The sequence below is a fragment of the Weeksella virosa DSM 16922 genome (genome assembly GCF_000189415.1).
Taxonomy (GTDB): Bacteria; Bacteroidota; Bacteroidia; order Flavobacteriales; family Weeksellaceae; genus Weeksella; species Weeksella virosa.
In genome coordinates this window covers 1,256,304-1,271,703 of sequence record NC_015144.1, presented here as the reverse complement: position 1 = coordinate 1,271,703, position 15,400 = coordinate 1,256,304, and the positions used below count along the sequence as shown (strand labels likewise).

The window sequence follows — 15,400 nt, the reverse complement described above, 5'->3', positions numbered from 1 at the left end:
TTTATTATTTGTATTTTTTATCTCTAAACATTTGTGAAAGAAAAATTAGCTTCTACAACCAACCGTTACAGAAGCCAATTTTTGTTTAAATTCTTATCCGTTACCTAATAACGCAACTACGATACCGAATAATCCAGCACCCTCGATAAGAGCAGCTGCGATAATCATAGCTGTTTGAATTTTTGATGCTGCTTCTGGTTGTCTAGCGATTCCTTCCATAGCTGATCCACCGATTTTACCGATACCTAAACCAACTCCTAAAACTGCTAAACCAGCTCCGATTGCTGCAATACTTCCTGTCATGATAATTATATTTAGTATTAATAAATTATTTTTTGCTTTTAAATTAGATTAATGCCCTTCCTCTGGATCTGCCACTGCCGCTCCGATAAACAACGATACTAACATCGTAAAAATAAAGGCTTGCAATACCGCAACCAATAACTCTAAGAAATCTATAAATAAAGTCAACGGTAATGCCCCTAATGCTACAGCTTCTGTCTGGAAGATAAAGATAATCGAAATCAATGACATGATTATGATATGTCCTGCTGTAATATTAGCGAATAAACGAATCATCAAAGCGAAGGGTTTTGTGAGAATCCCAACCAACTCGATTGGTGCCAATATTAATTTTACAGGCACCGGTACGCCCGGCATCCACAACATATGCCCCCAGTAGTGTTTGTTCCCTGACACATTGATTACAATCAGTGCTATTACAGCCAACACTAGCGTTACAGCAATATTTCCCGTGAGATTTGCTGCACCTGGTAACAACCCTAATAAATTATTGATCCAAATAAAAAAGAAAAGGGTTAACAAATAAGGCATATAACGCGCATATTTTTTCTCACCGATATTAGGAATCGCCACCTCGTCACGGATAAAGATGATGATCGGCTCGATGAAACCGGCAACACCTCTTGGCACATAACCTTCTTTTCCTTGTTTTTTATAATTTGCAGCAACTGCTCCGAATAGTAAAATCATGATTACCACTGACAAAAGCATAGATGCAACATTTTTTGTAATTGAGAAATCCAACGGCATTTCATTGGCTATTTTCATCTCTCCTTTTTCATTTGGCTCGAACGTTACTGTACCTTGTGCATCGGTTTTATAAATTTTTTCGTTATAATTGAAGTAATGCACACCATCTACTTCTGCAACTTCTTCGTTGTGATGAAATTTAGAAGACATAAAAATCTTTAGTCCGTTATCCCATAAAATCACCGGTAATGGAATTGTAAAACTATTTTCTCCTTCACCCCAAAAGTGCCAATCGTGCCCATCGGCAAGGTGACTCATAATCACTGGAACTGGGTTATACTTACTTTCGCCCGTTTTTACTTTCGCGGCTTCCTCAGCGTATGCTTTCTTTTCCTTAGCTACTAATTCTTGAAAAGTAGACTCCGAAGGTTGTATCACCGAGACATCTTCAGCCTTCGTAAAACTAAATACGAAGAAAAACAGTAAAATGAATAAAGTCGAAAATTTCATCTTCTAAGTTTATGGTTCTAAATTGGGTGCAAAATTATAATATTATTACCTACTTACCAAAGGTTAATGCTAAAAATCATCAATTTATGTTAACGCTTGTCTGATAGCAGTTTAACAAACCCAATTACCTCTGCAAACAAAAGTAAGAAATATGCAAGAATTAATTGATAAATATTGTCTTTAATTTCCTGATTTACAAAGACCCAAGCCAACACTACTGCCATTTTAGCAATCATCCCAACCAAAAAAACAGAACCTACATGTATTGGGTACAATCGTTGAATTATCAGAGCATTGAACAAGATTAACAGTGTAATTAGACCAACTACCAAATAACATTTTACAATCAGCTCTTTGGGAGAATTGGATAAAAGCCAATCTGAAATAGAAAACTGTAAAACAAAAAAAACTAGGGCAAGAATCAAATACCAAAGAATAGCTACAAGTTTATTTTTCATTTTTTTTGTCAGATTTGGGTAATTGTTTTATCATGAGATACATGGAGGCCAAAACCCCAACGAGTGCTAATCCTGCAGTATAGTATGGTGTCTCTGTCAGAAATTTCTTATCGAGCCAACGACCTACCAAAGCAAAAATAGCAATCACAGCGCCCATCTGAATTCCCATTGCAGAAAATTTCAGGTATTGATTTACATTTTCCAACTTTGATTTCTGTTTCATAATATTTTGTAATTTTGCAAAAAAATCTGTGGTAAAGATAGGCAACATTAGCTTACCCAATTTCCCTTTGTTATTGGCTCCTATGGAAGACGTTAGCGATCCTCCATTTCGTCGGTTATGTAAAATGAACGGCGCCGACCTTATGTACACTGAATTTATTTCTTCCGAAGGTCTCATCCGAGATGCTATCAAAAGTAGGAAAAAATTAGACATTTTCGATGAAGAAAGACCAATTGGCATTCAAATTTTTGGTGGCGATGAAGAAGCCATGGCTATGTCTGCAAAAATTGTCGAGACAGTTGAGCCCGATTTGGTAGACATCAATTTTGGGTGTCCAGTAAAAAAAGTCGTATGCAAAGGTGCAGGAGCAGGCGTCTTAAAAGATGTTGATCTTATGGTTCGGCTAACAAAATCGGTTGTTGAAAGCACACATCTACCTGTAACAGTAAAAACGCGTTTAGGCTGGGATCACGATTCGATTAACATTGATGAGGTTGCCGAACGCTTACAAGAAACCGGCATCAAAGCATTGGCAATTCATGGGCGAACAAGGGCCCAAATGTACAAAGGCCATTCGGATTGGTCGCATATTGCTCGCGTAAAAGCCAATCCCAACATCGAAATTCCGATTTTTGGAAATGGCGATATAGACTCACCCCAAAAAGCTATCGAGTTTAAAGAAAAATATGGTGTAGATGGAATCATGATCGGAAGAGCTGCAATCGGACATCCTTGGATTTTTAATAAGATAAAACATTACCGAGAAACAGGCGAATTCTTACCCGAACCTACTATACAAGAACGAGTAGAAGCAGCTAGAAATCATTTGCTTTGGGCAATGGAGTGGAAGGGTGAACGTACCGGAATTTTAGAAACTCGTATGCATTATACGAATTACTTTAAAGGTATTCCAAACTTTAAACCTTATCGTACAAAATTAGTTACGCAAGATAATTTAATTGATATCGAAGCAACCTTTAAAGAAATTGAAGAAGAATTTATTCCTCAATTACTAAATAATATTTAAAATAAAAACCATCTCAAACGAGATGGTTTTTATTTTATATGTGAATTCCAATACCACCTGCTTCACAAATCGGATTCGTATGCCAATCTGCATCATCATCAAAAAGCATATCAAATTGATGTACTTGATAAAATTCTAACTTATCCTCACTATCGGTATAAATAATTTTATCTGCAATTCCTAAAGCTGTAGCATCAGCAATCAAATCAGCATTGCGACCTTCTAATTTAGGTTCTATATCCATTCGTGTACAGTGTTCCAAATATTGTTCATTACTTGTACGCACCGTCAAAATCCACACATCATGTCCTTTTCTAATCATTCGCTGTGCCAACTGAAATAAAACTTCATCTGTTAATGTATCATCATAATCGAAAGCCACTTTCAACTTATAATTTCCGTTTTGATCTATAAACATTATTTCGATTTTAATTCTTGTTTAGTTTTCAAAGCATACAAAGCAAACGTTCCTAACCAATGACTTCCCATGTAATCATCATTTGAAATATTATTGAACGAATAATTAAAATGATGATCTGCCCAAGAATTCAAATAATTTAATTCTGGTAATTTATACGCAATTTGATACAAAGCTGTTGCACGACTAAAATTTAAACCATCCAAATGCACCAATTGTCCATCCGTACGATCAGAAACAATCCCTGGTTTCAACTCATGTTTTTTATCAAATAGCTGTGGTAAAAAATCTTTTAACCACGTTTTATATTCTTTGGTTGGTGTAATTTTAGACATTAATAATGCTTCTTCTAAACAAGCCGAAAGAAAATCAGATCCACTTGGTTCAAAACCAAGATTACATCCTTTATCTTTTAAATATAAACGATTCGCATTTTCGATTATCGCTTGTTCAAAAGCTTTATCATTTAACGAACGTGCATAATCAATAGCTAAACTTAGACCAAAAGCGGTGTTGTCGTGCGTGCCTGTACGTACAGGATAAACCAGTTTTGGCAAATATTCTTTATACTTAGCTACAATAAGTTCTGTGAGAGGTTGAAGATTTTTTGCCCATTTTTGTGCATCTGAATCTTGCCATGTATTCAGTTCCATTTGCAGTTGTAACAACCATGCCCAACCATAGGTTCGCTCGAAATTCCGATTATTTCTATCCTCGAAAAAGGCCTTTTCTATGCGAACATTTTCGGGTGTTATCAGTTGATTGAGTAGAATTCTTACCGAATTATTCTCATCCAATTCTGGAAAATCTTTCATCAATTTTACGATTGACCAAAATCCATGTACAGAGGAATGCCAATCGAAGCAACCATAGAAAATCGGGCGTAGTTGTTTAGGGGTTTTCAGATCTTGTTCACTTCCCAACACATTTCCTAACTTGTTTGGGTATTCGATCGTGATACAGTTTGTTGGCAACTCGAAAATCTTTTTGGCTTGTTCGAGATGTAATTCTTGTGCAAAAGATGAAATAGATAACAGGGTTGTGATAAATAATATTTTTTTCATACATAGATGGTGCCTTCTACGAAACTAATGAATTTAATCTAGATTAATCTCTTTGTTATTTTTGTTTTTCTAGGTAAATAAATCCCATTTTATTCCGATCTGAAATTTGAATCCGCGATACGGCGTTCCAGGTGAAGAGAAATAATCTCGTTTACCAAAAAGTGCATTAAAATGATCTCCACGAATAAATATTCGCATGTTACGAATTTTGGCATTGATAAATAAGTCGATCATCGGATGATTACCAATCGGCTGAAGTTGAGCGGGATTTTGCAGGTAGAATTCATTGAAAATTGGCGTAAATCCTAGCGCATCAAACGAAGAAAAATAATACACATTGACTCCTGTTTGTATTTCTGCTTTCCGATTGAATACTTTACCTTGCCAATACAAAGTTTCTCTAACCAAAAATTCGGGCAGTGGCATATATTCTTCATTCTTGGTTGTTTTTTGGTATTGAAGTGTAGAAACTAAATTAAATCCATTGTATGACAAGTGATTACGCCCTTTTATTTTGAATGATTGAATAGCATCATCCAATTGAGCTGGTAACAAATCAGCCCTATAATAAAGGTAATCGTCCAGGTTAAAATAGGCTGCTTCTATTTGAGTATTAAGTTTTTCTAACGATAATACACCGTACAACTTTCTCGATTTTACAGTATTGAAATCATTATAAAAATAATTGAATTGTTCGATCGGGCTTTGGTTATACATCGCGTTTATTGCTGGTAAATCTGCTTGCATCAAAACCCCTGCTGTAATCGCATAACCTTTTATCGGTGCTATCTTCAGGGCTGCGTCTATGTTATACAGACTTCCGAAATCTTCGCTTTGCAAAAATTCTAAATGACCGTGGAGCGATAATCGATCAGACCAATCAAATTGTAATTGTCCTATTAAACCTATTAGATTTTGCGACCATTTGTACGGAATATTCTGTATTGAATTCGGATAATATGGATAATCGTCTCGACCAAAAAGGCGTACATTTTGGTATTTGAGTCCAGCATCAATCGTTAGTCGATCTGACCATTGGAACTCAGCGGTGGTAAGATTGGTAAAGGATTTTAGTTTTTTCTCGTTTAGGAACATCAATCCGACCAAATTATTTTCTCCTGTGATCCAAGGTGCCAAATCAGTTTGTGATGAGTTTATTTTGTAAATCTGATCCTCGAATGTCAACTGATTGCTCAATTTCACGGCATGATAGAAAGTAGAATCAGCGGTATATTTAGGTAGGATGCCATACGAAGCGCCCAAAAAATATCGTCTAGAGTCGTATTTGGATTGGGTTTCGTTCATGTTCACCTCGATATTGCGAACATTGGTGAGGTTTCGGTCTTTCCCATCTATAAAATCATGAATATCTTGCAAGCCGTTATTTTCTTGGTTATCGATATTTTGTCTCGAGAAATGTCCCCAAACCGACAAGCGTTTATCTTTGGTATGATAGTTAGAACTTATTACCAATGCGTTGTTGGCAGCCAACTCTCGACGATACAAACCTTGCGAACGCAGACCTCTGTATTGCACTGCATAGTTGAATTGAGAATTAAGATTATGTGTAAAAAGCGACGACAAATAATTGCCTTCGCGTACGCCATTTTCATACACAAATTGCGTCATCGGAGTTTTCACATCAAAATAGCGAATGTCTTCTGCATAGAGATAATTCTCTCGTTTACCTGCTGGCAATAAGGCGACACCAAAGCGTTTGTTGTCTACTTCTAGAGCAGTGAAAGGCCTGCCAATATTAGGGAAAGGCATTTTACCGAAAAGATCTTTTTCTACAAAATTTTGTTTGTAGTAGGAATCGATAGTTAGAGTCGTATCCACGATTTCTCGTTTTTGGTCATTTCGCCAAAATTGATAATCTGAGATCACTCTTTTTACATAAACTATAGAATCGTCTTGCGAGTTGCTCTGCAAAGGTCTTCTACGCAGGGTGTCTTGCTGGATTACCGAATAAGGAGAAGAATCGGAGGTTTGATTTCTATCTATTTGGCCCAATAGGGGAATGGTAAGAATACCAATCAACAGACTAAGGGAATGCTTCATAGCCAATAATAACTTGATGCAAATGTAAATGATTTTTTTTAGGCACAAAAAAACCCATTCATTTGAATGGGTTTTTTATTATCCTTACTTATTTTATCTTATTGCCAAAGTGGGTGTTGAGATAAACTGGTGTTCAATAAACGCTCTGAAAGCGAAATTGGGAATACCATATAACGTGAATTTGCATCGAATGAACAGTTTTGGTAACAGTTCGTTTTCTTATCAAATCCTAAATTATTTCTTTTAAGGTCAAAGAATCGATGTCCTTCTGCTAAGAACTCTTTTTGTTTCTCTAACAATACGGCTGTAAGTGCATCTCCTGAGTAGGTAGAAGTTGCTCCTCTTTCTTGAGCAAAATCATTTACTAGTGCAAGTGCTTGTGTATTGTCTCCTTTTTTAGCCAAAGCTTCCATCTTTACAAATAAAGCTTCGCTCAAACGGAGAACTTTCACGTTTGCGTGATAGTTTTGCCCGTCCATAGCGCGTGGATACTTTTTGGTCCATACACCTTTTGGGTCATCATTTACAGGTGCTCCTCCAGTTGAAAGAGTTTCTTTGAGTCGTACATCAGAAGAATCATAGAGATCGGCAACCCATTTTCTGACCATCAAACCTCTATGCCCTCCCTGTACAGAGTAGAAAGAACCAAGATGTGCATTGATATCTAAAGTAAATTTAGGTCCTTGTTCGATTTCAAAAACGGTTTCTGGACGATTTTCATATAGATCTGATTTAGTTGAGGTGAAATAGTTTTTCACATCTTCATTTTTCAGAAGTTCAAAGCTTGCAGGAGCAAGATTAATTGTTTCTTCTGCATATTGAATAGCTTTATCATAGTCACCTGCTTGTCCACGGGTTAGATATGCTTTAGCCAGCAATAATCTGCCCGCTGTCGGAGATAAATATGTTTTCTTCGTTCTAGAGTTTGCATTCATTTCTGCAATCCCTTCCGTCAAATCTTTGATAACTTGATCGTATCCTTGAGCGACTGTGCTTCTTTCTGGGAAATGGTTAGGGTTGTAAAAATCTAAAACTAATGGTACTCCTACTTCTTGGTACTGTCCACTTGTTGGGTTTGAAGCATAAAGTTGCAATAAGTAGAAATAAGCCATTCCTCTTGCGATTTTTGCTTCTCCCTTATAACTTACAACTTTGTCGGTTACTGGTACATTATTATCCAAGATCACGATATTGGCTTTTTGTATAACATCATATAATCCGCGCCATACACCAAACCCTGATTCTCCTGACCATGAGATATTATTCAAAGTTTGATGATATCCCGAAGTATTAGAAGCACTCATAAAAACATTTTCTGAGATCATATCTCCGTATAGCAGTATAGCGGCTCCAAAGTTGTCGCCAAAAGCAAGTGAATTATAAATCTGATTTACGTGCCAAGACATTTGTTTTTCATCTTGGATTGTTCCTGTATATACATCTTCGATAACAGGCTCTAAGTCTAATCGGTCATCACTACAAGCTGTAAAAGACAAGGCTGCCCCAACTGTGAATAATCCTAATAGTATTTTTTTCATAATGAATTCAAATTAAAAAAATTAAAAATCTAATGACACTCCTAATGAAATTGTTTTCAAAATAGGAGATGTATAGTCATACAGCCCTTTCCCTGCTGCTCCTCCGTAAGCATTTGAGTTTGACTCTGGATCAAAGTCTAGCTTATCATCAAAAGCATGCATCCAAAGGTTCACTCCTTTTACATATACAGTTAGATTTTCTAATCCTGTATTTTTCTTGAAGACATCATTAAACGTATACGCTAATTTTACTTCTTTTAGACGGATATGATCCCCTTTTCTTACCCAACGATCTGATAAATGTTCTGTCTCGTTATTTTGATATGCAATCGGTTTTGGATTCGATGCATTTCTATTATCAGGTGTCCAAGCATCATAGAGTGCAGATTTAATTTGGTTATTCCCCATTTTAGATCCATCACTCAAGATAAAGTTTTGCCATCTATTGTGTACATAATAATCGAACTGACCTGTAAAGAATACCGATAAGGATACACCTTTGTATGAGAAATCATTTTTGAAACCTGCTAAATACTTAGGGAAACCTGATTTACCTAACCAAACACTCTTCGCTTTTCCGCGATCGGTTGTTGTTTCTGTTTTGGTTTCATCTGTCCACCACATACCTGCTCCGGTTTCTGGATCTACTCCTGCCCATAATGGTACGTAGTATTCAAAGAACTCTCGTCCTTTCGAGATAGCACGAATTCCATTACCTGAACCTCTTTCTATAGCATCTGGTCTATCTGTATAGAGTTCATCCACTTTATTTCTATTGTAAGAGAAGTTACCGTTGATACTCCAAATGAATTGTTTATTTATCGGTCTTGTATTGAAGGTTGCCTCTACCCCTTTATTACTCATTGTACCGATGTTGGCATAATAACTAACAGGGTATCCGTTGGTCCCAACAATTGTTTGGTTATAGATAGCATCAATGGTTTTTCTATTATAGACATCCAAGGTAAAGTTAACGGCTTTTAGTAAACTAAAATCTAACCCAACGTTCCATTGTTGACTCACCTCCCATTTGAGGTCTGGGTTACCGGCTGTTCCTATTCCTAAACCTGGCACATCTACTCCATACCCGGCACTTGATAGTCTTAGTTTGTTATAGGCGTTGTACTGCGCTCCCCATGAATCTGCATAAGGGATATTCCCAATCTCACCATAGTTACCACGAAGTACTAGATTAGATAAAACCCCATCCGGTGCAACGAAATTTTCTTTCCCTAGATTCCAGCTTGCAGCGGCAGACCAGAAAATTCCATCTTTATTATTGTGTCCTAATGTTGAGTTTGAGTCTCGACGAATTTGTCCAGATAAGGTATATTTTCCATCCAACACGTAGTTAGCACGTCCGAAATATGAAATTTGATTCCATCTAAACACATTTTCCCCAACTGAGATTCTATCTTGATTTGCCCCAAAGTTCAAATATGGTCTTGGTTCTAATAAGTTAACTACAGTTGCATAGTTCAGATCGTATTTATGTTCTTGGTATTCCATCCCGGCCCAAACTTGTAAATCGTGACGATCGTTAATTACTTTACGGTAACTAACAGAGTTTTGCCAGTTCCAATCAAAAACAGCAGTATTTGCTAGGGTAAACATCCCTCCTGGTAATCCCTCTGGATATTTATCAGATGAATTAACTTCTTGATTTTTCCCATCTCCAACAGAAGGATCCCAGTACTGACGCTCATTTAAACGTTGATACTGCACTCCATACAATGTATAGAAATAGAAGTTTTTAGCAAATTGGTATTCTGCATTTACAGCTCCTACATAGGTCTGAATACTCGCTTTTGTAAAATCTAACTCTTGAATGGCTACAGGATTAAAGTATTGGTTTCCACTCCCTAAGTTCAATAAGTTATATGATCCATCAGGATTATAGATTGGGTATATTGGGAGAAGACTAAATTGTGAAGTCCATGGGTTTCGATAGGCTCCACCGTCATCTAATGAAGTTCTTTCTACATTAGAAAAGTTCAAATTCAAACCTAAGTTTAATTTTTCTTCTACCTTATGATCTATCGCTGCGTTAACTCCTAAACGGTTAAACTTCGACTCTCTAATTAGCGATTTGTTGTCGTAGTAAGAAGTCCCCACACGGAAAGAGGTATTTTCACTTCCTCCTGTTGCCGAGAAATTATAAGTAGATACAGTCGACTGATTTCGTTGAATAGCACTACGCCAATCGGTGTTTGTTTTACCGTCCCAACCTGCTAATTCTGCAAATTTAGCAATTGCGGCTTGCATGTCTGTTGCATAATTAGCATCTCTATTCATCTCAGCCATTGCTCCCCAACGTATATATTCTTCAGCATTAAAAAACTTTTGCTTATCGTATGCTATTGAAGATACAGCTTTATCTGTCGAGAAGTTGAAGCGGGTTTTTTGGTTATAACGTCCTTTTTTGGTTGTTACAACAATTACCCCATTTGCTCCACGAGCACCATAAAGAGCGGTTGCAGACGCATCCTTCAAGACCATTACATTCTCGATTTGGTTCGGGTCTATTGACGCAAGCGGGTTCCAAGACTCTGTCAATCCAGCGTTGTCGGTACCTTTACCTACCGCTACACCATCGATAATATACAACGGATTCGGTGTACCGATTAAAGATCCTACCCCACGAATCGTAATAATATTTGATGATCCTGGGTCTCCTGAATTCGACGAGAAAACTAAACCAGCTACGCGACCGTTCAACACTTCGTCGATAGAAGCGGTCGGTGCTAATTCGAAATCTTCTTTCTTTACCACATCGTATGCTCCAATTTTCTGAGCAACATCCATTTTGATACCTCCAATCAAGTTAACAGTCTGTAACTCGATATTGTCTGACTTAGTTTTTTTGAATTTTACTTCTCCTAAGTTGTTTTTAGTAACTTTTAAGGTATAAACCTCTCCATTAGCATCGATGATTGTCAGAACATCGCCGACTTTAGCATCGATTGAAAAATTACCATTCATGTCTGTGAATGCAGATTGTCCTGTAGCCTCAACAATTACTTCTGCATCATCCAATGCAAAGCCTGAAGAATCTTTCAGAACACCAGTTACCTGTGCCATTGCAAATCCTCCTAAAAAGAACATTGACAAGGTACTCAAAGTTGTAAACTTTTTCCTCATATGTATTAATGTTATTGTAATTATTCCTACAAAAATGTTTAATTTTTCTTACATATCAAAATATTTTGTTAATTATTCGGATATAAGCAATAAAAAAGGCTATCCTCTAACAGAGAATAACCTTTTTAATGTTTTTAGATAAAATATTGTTATTTCCTAATTTTATTTCTAAAACTGATAAGTAGTGCCGTCTTTGCTATCTTTTAACTGAATACCAAGCGATGAGAGTTCATCTCGGATTTGATCCGATAACGTCCAATTTTTATCAACCCTTGCCTGATTACGCATCTCGATTAACATTTGCAAGACTCCGTCTAATTTGTGTGTGGAATCTGATGAGGTTTCTTCTTCTTTCAGCCCTAAAACTTTGACAACAAAGTCATTCATTATCTTTTGTAGCAATGCAAGATCTTCAGTGTTTAGGGTTTCGGTTCCTTCCTTTAGGCTATTGATGATTTTTACTGCATCGAATAAATGAGCGATGAGGATGGGCGTGTTAAAATCATCGTCCATTGCTTCGTACAACTTTGTTTCAAAAGCTTTCACATCGAAAGTAGAAGTGGCATTGGGTTCTATAGACGGGATAGTTTTATAAGCTTCCATCAAACGAGTGTAGCCTTTTTCACTTGCTAAAATAGCTTCGTTCGAGAAGTCTAAAATGCTCCTATAATGCGCTTGCATCATAAAGAAGCGTATTACCATCGGAGAAAATCCTTTATCGAAAAAAGAGTTATTCCCTGATAATAGTTCTTCTGGCAAAATTGTGTTACCTGTAGATTTAGACATTTTTTGTCCGTTCAGGGTTAACATATTTGCATGCAACCAGTATTTTACGGGCTCTTGTCCATAGGCTCCTTTTGCTTGTGCAATTTCACATTCGTGGTGCGGAAATTTTAGATCCATTCCCCCTCCATGAATATCGAATTGTTCTCCTAGATACTTGGTACTCATTACGGTGCACTCTAAGTGCCACCCAGGAAAACCTTCTCCCCATGGTGAAGGCCAACGCATTATATGGTCGGGTAGTGCTTTTTTCCAGAGAGCAAAATCTTGCGGATTTCGTTTCTCATCTTGCCCATCCAAAGTGCGTGTATTAGCCATTAGGTCTTCTATGTTCCGATTAGAAAGTTCACCATAATTCCCTCCTTTTTCATTGTACTTTTTCACATCGAAATAGACAGAGCCATTCGATTCGTATGCTAAACCTTTCTCGATAAGCTCTTTGGTAATGACAATTTGCTCTACGATATGCCCAGTTGCGGTGGGTTCTACATTGGGTGGATGATTATTGAATTTGCGCAAAACATCATGAAAATCGACTGTGTATTTTTGTACAATCTCCATGGGTTCTACTTTTTCTAATCGTGCTTTTTTAGCAATTTTATCTTCGTCAGAATCGTCTAATAAATGGCCTACATCAGTAATATTACGGACATAGCGCACTTTGTATCCTAATAATAGAAGATAACGGTAAATCATATCAAACGACATAAAAGTTCGCACATTACCCAAGTGAACATGGCTGTATACGGTAGGTCCACAGACATACATACCAACAAATTCTTTGTTTATAGGCACGAATTTTTCTTTTTGTCCGCTAAGTGAATTGTACACTTTTAATTGATGTTGTTTTACCATAATTGTCTAAAATTATCTGCTAAAATTTTTATACATTAAATGTTGTATTCAAGCGTAAATAGCTTAAAAACTCTTTTCTTAAGTTTTCGTCTTTTTTAAATTGTCCCCCATATTCTGCTGTCACGGTGCTCGATTCGATATCTCGAATTCCTCTAGAGTTTACACAAAGGTGTTTAGCATCGATAACACATGCTACATCTTCGGTCCCTAAAGCGTCTTGCAATGCTTTTACTACTTGCATTGTGAGACGTTCTTGTACCTGTGGTCTTTTGGCAAAATAATCTACAATACGGTTCATCTTCGACAACCCAATCACCCTCCCTTTTGAGATATACGCCACGTGTGCTCTACCGACAATGGGCAAGAAATGATGTTCACAGGTAGAGTAGACTACAATATCTTTTTCTACCAACATTTGGTTGTAATTATATTTATTTTCAAAAGTCGACATACCTGGTCTGTTCTCTGGTAATAAACCACCAAATATTTCTTTAACAAACATTTTCGCAACTCTTTTCGGAGTCCCTTTTAGCGAATCATCTGTTAGGTCTAGACCTAGCGTCAACATAATTTTTTTAAAATCGTCTTCTATCAACTTTACCTTTTCGTCTACCGCAAGATCGAAAGCGTCAGCGCGCAAAGGCGTTTCTAAATTGGTCATGATATGCTCATCTGCCAATTCGTCTATATGTTTATCACACATCTTCTAAAAATTTGTACAAATTTATTGAAACTTAAACATATTCCCATCATTACTCCTACAAATCATCGTATTTGCCTATTAAATTTTTATATTTGATGCCAAAATCATACAAAACGATGAACGGAAAAATTGTAGGCTTAGACTTTCTTACCTTAGAGGATTTTCTAAATATTACCTCTGATAAAGAAAACTTTACACTTAATCAGCAAAGCAAAGAAAACATAGAGCATTCGCAGCAAAATGTTGTAAAAATTGTATCATCAGGGCAAACTGTTTACGGGATCAATACGGGTTTTGGTCCTTTGTGCGATACCAAAATTTCTGAAGAAGAAACTCGACAACTACAACACAACCTTCTAATCAGCCATGCTGTGGGTGTTGGAAATCCGATAAAGAAAGAAATCTCTAAATCGATGTTACTTGCCAAGGCACATGCCCTAGCCAAAGGATTTTCGGGTGTTAGCCTAAGAGTTGTAGAACGCATCTTGCTCATGGTAGAGAAAGACATCATCCCAGTGGTTCCTGAAAAAGGTTCGGTGGGAGCTTCGGGCGATTTGGCTCCTCTTTCTCATCTTTTTTTACCTTTGATTGGTGAAGGAAAAGTTTGGGACAACGACAAAATTATTTCTACCAAAGAAGCCTTAAGCAAGCATCAATTAGAACCAATCCACCTTTCGGCAAAAGAAGGCTTAGGGCTTATCAATGGAACTCAATTTATCTTGGCTCATGCGATTCACGGTCTAGAAAAGTTTAGTTATTTACTCAATTTAGCCGACGTTACAGGAGCTTTGTCATTAGAAGCTTACGAAGGTTCGCCAAGCCCATTCAAAGAAGAATTACACAAAATTCGTCCGTTCAAGGGAACGCAACTTGTAGCCAAACAAATGCGAGACTTATTGGATGGATCGGAGATTGCCTTCTCTCATGCAGACTGTGGTCGTGTACAAGACCCGTATTCTCTACGTTGTATTCCTCAAGTGCATGGTGCCTCTAGAAATGCATATTTTCACCTAAAAGAATTGGTCGAGATAGAACTAAACTCGGTAACCGATAACCCGATTGTGATTTCTGAACAAGAAACTATATCTGGCGGAAATTTCCACGGCCAACCCCTTGCAATGGCTTTGGACTACGCAACTATTGCTGCTTCGGAGTTAGGAAATATTTCAGACCGAAGACAATATTTATTACTCGAAGGAAAATACGGTTTACCAAGATTATTAACAGAAAGCTCTGGCCTAGATTCTGGTTTTATGATTCCGCAATACACCTCAGCTGCCCTTTGTACCGAAAACAAAACCCTGTGTTTTCCAGCCTCTGCAGATAGTATCCCTACCTCGTTAGGACAAGAAGACCATGTCTCGATGGGAAGTATTTCGGGTAGAAAATTCAACCAAGTTCTAGACAATGTCGAGCGTATTTTAGCAATCGAGTTGATGTATGCTTGCCAGGGATTAGAGTTCAGACGCCCTAAAAAAACCAGTGCAGCTCTTGAGAAAGTTTTCCAAGCGGTTCGTTCGGTTTGTCCGAAACTAAAAGAAGATCGCTTAATCGGAGAAGACATCGAGAATATTATTTGTTTGATACAATCGGATGATTTCAAGAAATTAATCCCAACTACATAAA

General features: G+C 37.2%; 13 protein-coding genes. 2 read left to right on the top strand and 11 right to left on the bottom strand.

Features of this window, described 5'->3' with window-relative positions:
* Nucleotides 1–93: 93 nt before the first annotated feature.
* The 4 genes from atpE to WEEVI_RS06160 all read right to left on the bottom strand — a co-directional run bounded on the left by atpE (nt 94) and on the right by WEEVI_RS06160 (nt 2,184).
* Nucleotides 94–303 carry an ATP synthase F0 subunit C gene (gene atpE, locus WEEVI_RS06175; RefSeq protein WP_013598300.1) on the bottom strand — a complete coding sequence of 70 codons (210 nt, stop codon included), beginning with the start codon at nt 301–303 and terminating at the stop codon, nt 94–96.
* Between the two features lie 48 nt (nt 304–351).
* Complete coding sequence (atpB, locus tag WEEVI_RS06170) at nt 352–1,503, bottom strand: F0F1 ATP synthase subunit A (protein WP_013598299.1); 1,152 nt, start codon at nt 1,501–1,503, stop codon at nt 352–354.
* 89 nt (nt 1,504–1,592) lie between these two features.
* Nucleotides 1,593–1,961 (bottom strand): hypothetical protein, encoded by a 369-nt coding sequence (locus tag WEEVI_RS06165; RefSeq protein ID WP_013598298.1) that lies wholly within the window; start codon nt 1,959–1,961, stop codon nt 1,593–1,595.
* Nucleotides 1,951–2,184 carry an AtpZ/AtpI family protein gene (locus WEEVI_RS06160; protein WP_013598297.1) on the bottom strand — a complete coding sequence of 78 codons (234 nt, stop codon included), beginning with the start codon at nt 2,182–2,184 and terminating at the stop codon, nt 1,951–1,953. The genes WEEVI_RS06165 and WEEVI_RS06160 overlap by 11 nt, the downstream gene beginning before the upstream one ends.
* A gap of 28 nt (nt 2,185–2,212) precedes the next feature.
* Here WEEVI_RS06160 and dusB point away from each other — a divergent pair, with 28 nt between their 5' ends.
* On the top strand, nt 2,213–3,211 hold the full coding sequence (gene dusB / locus WEEVI_RS06155) for a tRNA dihydrouridine synthase DusB (protein WP_013598296.1): 999 nt from the start codon (nt 2,213–2,215) through the stop codon (nt 3,209–3,211).
* A gap of 34 nt (nt 3,212–3,245) precedes the next feature.
* Here the strand turns inward: dusB and WEEVI_RS06150 are convergent, their stop codons facing one another.
* From WEEVI_RS06150 to folE, 7 genes are all read right to left on the bottom strand, one after another.
* Complete coding sequence (locus WEEVI_RS06150; protein WP_013598295.1) at nt 3,246–3,629, bottom strand: Cof-type HAD-IIB family hydrolase; 384 nt, start codon at nt 3,627–3,629, stop codon at nt 3,246–3,248.
* Entirely contained in the window at nt 3,629–4,693 is a 1,065-nt protein-coding gene (locus tag WEEVI_RS06145; protein WP_013598294.1) for a DUF2891 domain-containing protein, read from the bottom strand. Before WEEVI_RS06145 ends, WEEVI_RS06150 begins: the two co-directional genes overlap by 1 nt.
* A 69-nt stretch (nt 4,694–4,762) precedes the next feature.
* Entirely contained in the window at nt 4,763–6,754 is a 1,992-nt protein-coding gene (locus WEEVI_RS06140) for a putative porin (protein ID WP_013598293.1), read from the bottom strand.
* A 98-nt stretch (nt 6,755–6,852) separates the two neighbouring features.
* Entirely contained in the window at nt 6,853–8,292 is a 1,440-nt protein-coding gene (locus tag WEEVI_RS06135) for a RagB/SusD family nutrient uptake outer membrane protein (protein ID WP_013598292.1), read from the bottom strand.
* 21 nt (nt 8,293–8,313) lie between these two features.
* Nucleotides 8,314–11,433, bottom strand: a complete 3,120-nt coding sequence (locus tag WEEVI_RS06130; RefSeq protein WP_013598291.1) for a SusC/RagA family TonB-linked outer membrane protein — start codon at nt 11,431–11,433, stop codon at nt 8,314–8,316.
* A 168-nt stretch (nt 11,434–11,601) separates the two neighbouring features.
* Nucleotides 11,602–13,071: a cysteine--tRNA ligase gene (cysS, locus tag WEEVI_RS06125; RefSeq protein ID WP_013598290.1), complete on the bottom strand. Its 1,470-nt coding sequence runs from the start codon at nt 13,069–13,071 to the stop codon at nt 11,602–11,604.
* Nucleotides 13,072–13,099: 28 nt separating this feature from the next.
* Nucleotides 13,100–13,774 carry a GTP cyclohydrolase I FolE gene (gene folE / locus WEEVI_RS06120; protein WP_013598289.1) on the bottom strand — a complete coding sequence of 225 codons (675 nt, stop codon included), beginning with the start codon at nt 13,772–13,774 and terminating at the stop codon, nt 13,100–13,102.
* Nucleotides 13,775–13,890: 116 nt separating this feature from the next.
* Here folE and hutH point away from each other — a divergent pair, with 116 nt between their 5' ends.
* Nucleotides 13,891–15,399 carry a histidine ammonia-lyase gene (gene hutH / locus WEEVI_RS06115; protein ID WP_041942300.1) on the top strand — a complete coding sequence of 503 codons (1,509 nt, stop codon included), beginning with the start codon at nt 13,891–13,893 and terminating at the stop codon, nt 15,397–15,399.
* Nucleotide 15,400: the final 1 nt, after the last annotated feature.

What these genes read in the sequence shown, in the direction of transcription:
- WEEVI_RS06135 (WP_013598292.1), bottom strand. Translation starts at nt 8,292, where the DNA reads ATGAAAAAAATACTATTAGGATTATTCACAGTTGGGGCAGCCTTGTCT.
- atpB (WP_013598299.1), bottom strand. Translation starts at nt 1,503, where the DNA reads ATGAAATTTTCGACTTTATTCATTTTACTGTTTTTCTTCGTATTTAGT.
- WEEVI_RS06130 (WP_013598291.1), bottom strand. Translation starts at nt 11,433, where the DNA reads ATGAGGAAAAAGTTTACAACTTTGAGTACCTTGTCAATGTTCTTTTTA.
- WEEVI_RS06165 (WP_013598298.1), bottom strand. Translation starts at nt 1,961, where the DNA reads ATGAAAAATAAACTTGTAGCTATTCTTTGGTATTTGATTCTTGCCCTA.
- WEEVI_RS06160 (WP_013598297.1), bottom strand. Translation starts at nt 2,184, where the DNA reads ATGAAACAGAAATCAAAGTTGGAAAATGTAAATCAATACCTGAAATTT.
- cysS (WP_013598290.1), bottom strand. Translation starts at nt 13,071, where the DNA reads ATGGTAAAACAACATCAATTAAAAGTGTACAATTCACTTAGCGGACAA.
- WEEVI_RS06150 (WP_013598295.1), bottom strand. Translation starts at nt 3,629, where the DNA reads ATGTTTATAGATCAAAACGGAAATTATAAGTTGAAAGTGGCTTTCGAT.
- hutH (WP_041942300.1), top strand. Translation starts at nt 13,891, where the DNA reads ATGAACGGAAAAATTGTAGGCTTAGACTTTCTTACCTTAGAGGATTTT.
- WEEVI_RS06145 (WP_013598294.1), bottom strand. Translation starts at nt 4,693, where the DNA reads ATGAAAAAAATATTATTTATCACAACCCTGTTATCTATTTCATCTTTT.
- atpE (WP_013598300.1), bottom strand. Translation starts at nt 303, where the DNA reads ATGACAGGAAGTATTGCAGCAATCGGAGCTGGTTTAGCAGTTTTAGGA.
- WEEVI_RS06140 (WP_013598293.1), bottom strand. Translation starts at nt 6,754, where the DNA reads ATGAAGCATTCCCTTAGTCTGTTGATTGGTATTCTTACCATTCCCCTA.
- folE (WP_013598289.1), bottom strand. Translation starts at nt 13,774, where the DNA reads ATGTGTGATAAACATATAGACGAATTGGCAGATGAGCATATCATGACC.